Raw genomic sequence first — 3720 nt, forward strand, 5'->3', positions numbered from 1 at the left:
GACGACACGACTGGTCACCACTCCCCGAGACCGCCGACCCCATGCCTGAACAGCAGAAACGCAGCACTCAAGCCCGGAAAGACAACAGCCACTGACGCAGCCATGGATCACCGCTTCATCGCTCCCGTTTGCCCTTGCTGGGCACGCCGTTCTGACAGGCGGTGAGCGCCAGCACGCCGCACACCGCCAGGGCGGCCATGGCCGCCTGCCTCCGAACCGCTCTCATGGTCTTCTCCCTCTCCGGATTCCGGCGTCGCCGCACCGTAACCCCCGGGATCCAGCCGGGGCGACGGCCGGACGCGGTTCGTCACCGGGCCGGGACCCCGTTGTTGCGGAGTGCGGACCTCCGCCCCCGCCCCGCGGACGCCCGTGACCGCCCACCGGTCGGGGTCAGGGGGCCAGGCGGCCGGCGAGGGCCTGGAACTGCGGCCAGGCGGCCTGCGGCGGGCAGAGGTCCTAGAGCTTCTGGGAGAGCGCGGCCAGCGGCATCCGGACCAGATGCCCTCGACCGGGTTGAGGTCGGGCGCGTATGGGGGCAGCTGGTAGACGGTGAGCCAGTCCTGGGCCGCGATGAACTCCTTCATGCCGGCGGCCAGGTGGGTGTTCAGGTTGTCCCAGATCAGGACTATCGGGCCGCCGAGCTGGTTGTGCGCCGCGATGATCAGGTCGCGGTAGTCGCTCCAGGCGAAGCTCTTGCGACCCTTGCTCCTGCCCTGGCCGTCGTCCGGCCTGGGCCGGTAGATCAGCCGGGACCGCTCGCCGGGCTTGTAGCAGGTCAGGGCGGCGATCGAGACCCGACGGCGGTAGCGGCCGCGCACCCGGACGACGGGCGTGCAGCCACGGCGTCCCCAGGTGCGGGCCCGCGCCGGCGTCGTCAGGCGAACTCCGACGGCGAGGCTGTGACTGATCCTCAGCCGTGGGAAGAGCACGACCGGTTGGGCAGTTGGGGGTGGCAGCGCGGCGGCCGTCCGGGCGCCGCGGTGACCGACCCGCACCGAAAGGTCCGCCATGCCTCCGCTCCGCCTTGGTGTCTCCCTCCAGCCGCGCTGGCCGCTCGACGACGGAGCGAGCGTGCTGCGCGCCGCGCGCCACGCCGAAGCGTTGGGGTTCGACCACGTGGCGGTCGGCAACCGCCTGCTGGACAGCGGGTTCGGGCTCGACACCGACCCGCTCGTCCTGCTGTCGGCCGTCGCGGGCGCGACGACGCGCCTGCGGCTGCTGACGTCCGTACTCGTCGCGCCGTACTACCCGGCACTGGTCCTCGCCAACCAGGCCGCCACGCTGGACGTCGTCTCCGGCGGCCGCCTGATCCTGGGTGTCGGCGCGGGCTGGAACCCGGAGGAGTTCGACGCGGTCGGCGTGCCCACCCGCGAACGCGGCGCCCGCACCGACGACCACCTCGCAGCCGCCCGGGCCCTGTGGACCCGGCGCCCCGTCGACTTCGACGGGCCGTTCACCACGCTGCGCGCGGCGCGGCTGGGGGTGCCGCCGGCCACCCCGGGCGGCCCGCCCGTCTGGATCGGCGGTCACAGCGACGCCGCCCTGCGCCGCGCGCTGCGGTTCGGCGACGGCTGGTACGGCACCGGAGCCGACGCCCCCGAGGTCACCGACGTGCGGCGGCGGCTGCGCGAACTCGCGGCCGACACCGGCACCGACACCGGCACCGCCGACCGCCTGACCCTCGCCTCGGCCGCCTTCCTCACCCCGCCCGGCATCCCGGCAGCCGTCGCTCCACCGGGACGGCCCCTCGGCGGCGCCACGCCCACCGCGGCGAGCGTCGCCGACGACCTCGGACGACTCGCCGAGGCAGGGCTCACCGACTGCACGCTGTGGCTGCCCATTGCGGCGGGCCACCTCCCGGAGGCGATGGCGTGGATCGCCGCCGAGATCATGCCCCGGATCGCCTGACGGCTTGATGCGGTCCTTAACGGCCCTGCGGGATCAGCACATGTGGAGAGGGATCAGCACATGTGAAGCACAGGGGGCGTGGCCGTTATTTCAGTTAATTAGTTGCCCACGGGCCTCCCGGGCCCCTGCACTGCCCCGGACCTGGCCATTCCTTCGGGGCGCCGGAGGCAGGTCAGGCCGGGGAGGCCCGATCCATTGACTCGATCACCACATCCTCATCACTCTTGGTTCATCGCCAAGCTGAGGCGGACGACTCCAAGCGAGTCATTCATCTCAGCTGATGGCGCTGTTGATGTTCAGTCACCGAAGGAGGTGTGTGCGATGAAGAAGATCGTCGTCCGCAAGGCCGGTCCGGTTCGTCTGACCAGTGCGGCCCGTGCGCTGTACCTGCCGTGGTCCTGCGTCGTGCAGAACTGACCGAACCCCCCGGGCAAACGGGGACCGTGGTGGCGGCCGGCCGCTGCATCCTCCGGCCGGCACCACTCCCGCCCCGCCCCTCCGCCTACCTCCCGCAGGAGGATCCGTGCACTCCTCGACGGACAGCAGCCCCACCGCCCCGGGCCTCGACCTGGACCGGCCGGTACCGCTCCGTCAGCTCGTGTACCTGCCGGAGGCCGACGAGGTCACCATCGGCAGCCCGGAGACCGACACCTACGCCGTCTTCCCCGCCGACGGCGCCGAGTTGGTCCGGATGCTGGCCGAGGGCCTCACGCCCCGCGAGGCCGCCGGAAAGTACCAGGCCGTGCACGGGGAGAGCGTCGACATCGCCGACCTGGTCGAGGTGCTGGTGGATCTCGACCTCGTCCGCCCCGCCGGTGCCGACGCAACGGCGGGACAGGCCGCGCCGGTCCGCTGGCAGCGTCTCGGCCGCCTGGTGTTCAGCCCACCGGCCCTCGTGGGCTACGCACTGGTGACGGCCCTCGCCGTGGCCGAGATGGTCCGGGTGCCCGAGCTGGTCCCGCACGTCGACAACCTGTTCTTCAGCTCGTCCTACACCCTCGTCGTGCTGATGCTGTTCGTCGGCCAGGTGCCGCTGCTCGCCCTGCACGAGGCCTTCCACGCCCTGGCCGGCCGCCGGCTCGGCCTGCGCTCGCGGCTCTCCATCGGCCGCCGCCTGACCTACCTGGTGCTGGAGACCTCCCTCGACGGGCTGGTCAGCGTGCCGCGCCGGAAGCGCTACCTGCCCATCATGGCCGGCATGCTGGCCGATGCGCTGGTGATCGCCGTGCTCACCCTGGCCGCCGACGTGACCCGCGGCGCCAACCACCTGGCCGCGTCGCTCTGTCTCGCGATGGCCTACGCCACGGCACTCCGCCTCGCCTGGCAGGGGTTCTTCTACCTGCGGACCGACATCTACGTCCTGCTCAGCACGGTCCTCGGCTGCGTGAACCTCCACGCCGCCGCAACCGACGTGCTGCGCAACGCCGTTCGGCGGGTCACCGGCAGGCCGCCGCTGGACCTCTCCGCCCACCACCCGGTCGACCGGAGGGTCGCGCGCTGGTACGCCTTGCTGATGCTGGTGGGCTACGCGTTCACCCTCACGATGTTCGCCGGGGTCGTCGTCCCGACCGCGTACCGCATGCTGCACGACATGTGGCTGCGCCTGACCGGCCAGGCCTCCCTGGCCGGCCGCCTCGACTCGCTCGCCCTCATGCTGCTCAGCCTCGCGCAGGCCGCCGCCGTCGTCGTGCTCGCCGCCCGCGAGCGGCGCGCCGCCCGGTCGGCCTGAGCCGCCCGGTCGGCCGGCGAGATCGCCCGCTCGCTCGACGTCGCCGTCGACGAGCACGAGGAGATCTTCGTCCAGTCCCAGCC

General features: G+C 72.4%; 2 protein-coding genes and 1 pseudogene. 2 read left to right on the forward strand and 1 reads right to left on the reverse strand.

Annotated features, from left to right (window positions below; translation table 11 throughout):
• Positions 1-491: 491 nt before the first annotated feature.
• Positions 492-1010 (reverse strand): annotated as a pseudogene (locus ABZ885_RS37385) (transposase); the annotation flags it as partial.
• On the opposite strand from ABZ885_RS37385, the gene ABZ885_RS37390 reads away from it, so the two are divergent.
• Together ABZ885_RS37390 and ABZ885_RS37395 are read left to right on the forward strand one after the other, a co-directional pair.
• Complete coding sequence (locus ABZ885_RS37390) at positions 1009-1908, forward strand: TIGR03619 family F420-dependent LLM class oxidoreductase (RefSeq protein ID WP_360199069.1); 900 nt, start codon at positions 1009-1011, stop codon at positions 1906-1908. The pseudogene ABZ885_RS37385 and the gene ABZ885_RS37390 sit on opposite strands and share 2 nt — an antisense overlap.
• 523 nt (positions 1909-2431) lie before the next feature.
• Positions 2432-3637 carry a hypothetical protein gene (locus ABZ885_RS37395; RefSeq protein ID WP_360199071.1) on the forward strand — a complete coding sequence of 402 codons (1206 nt, stop codon included), beginning with the start codon at positions 2432-2434 and terminating at the stop codon, positions 3635-3637.
• Positions 3638-3720: the final 83 nt, after the last annotated feature.

It is taken from the genome of Kitasatospora sp. NPDC047058, from assembly GCF_040643935.1.
Classification (GTDB): Bacteria; Actinomycetota; Actinomycetes; order Streptomycetales; family Streptomycetaceae; genus Kitasatospora.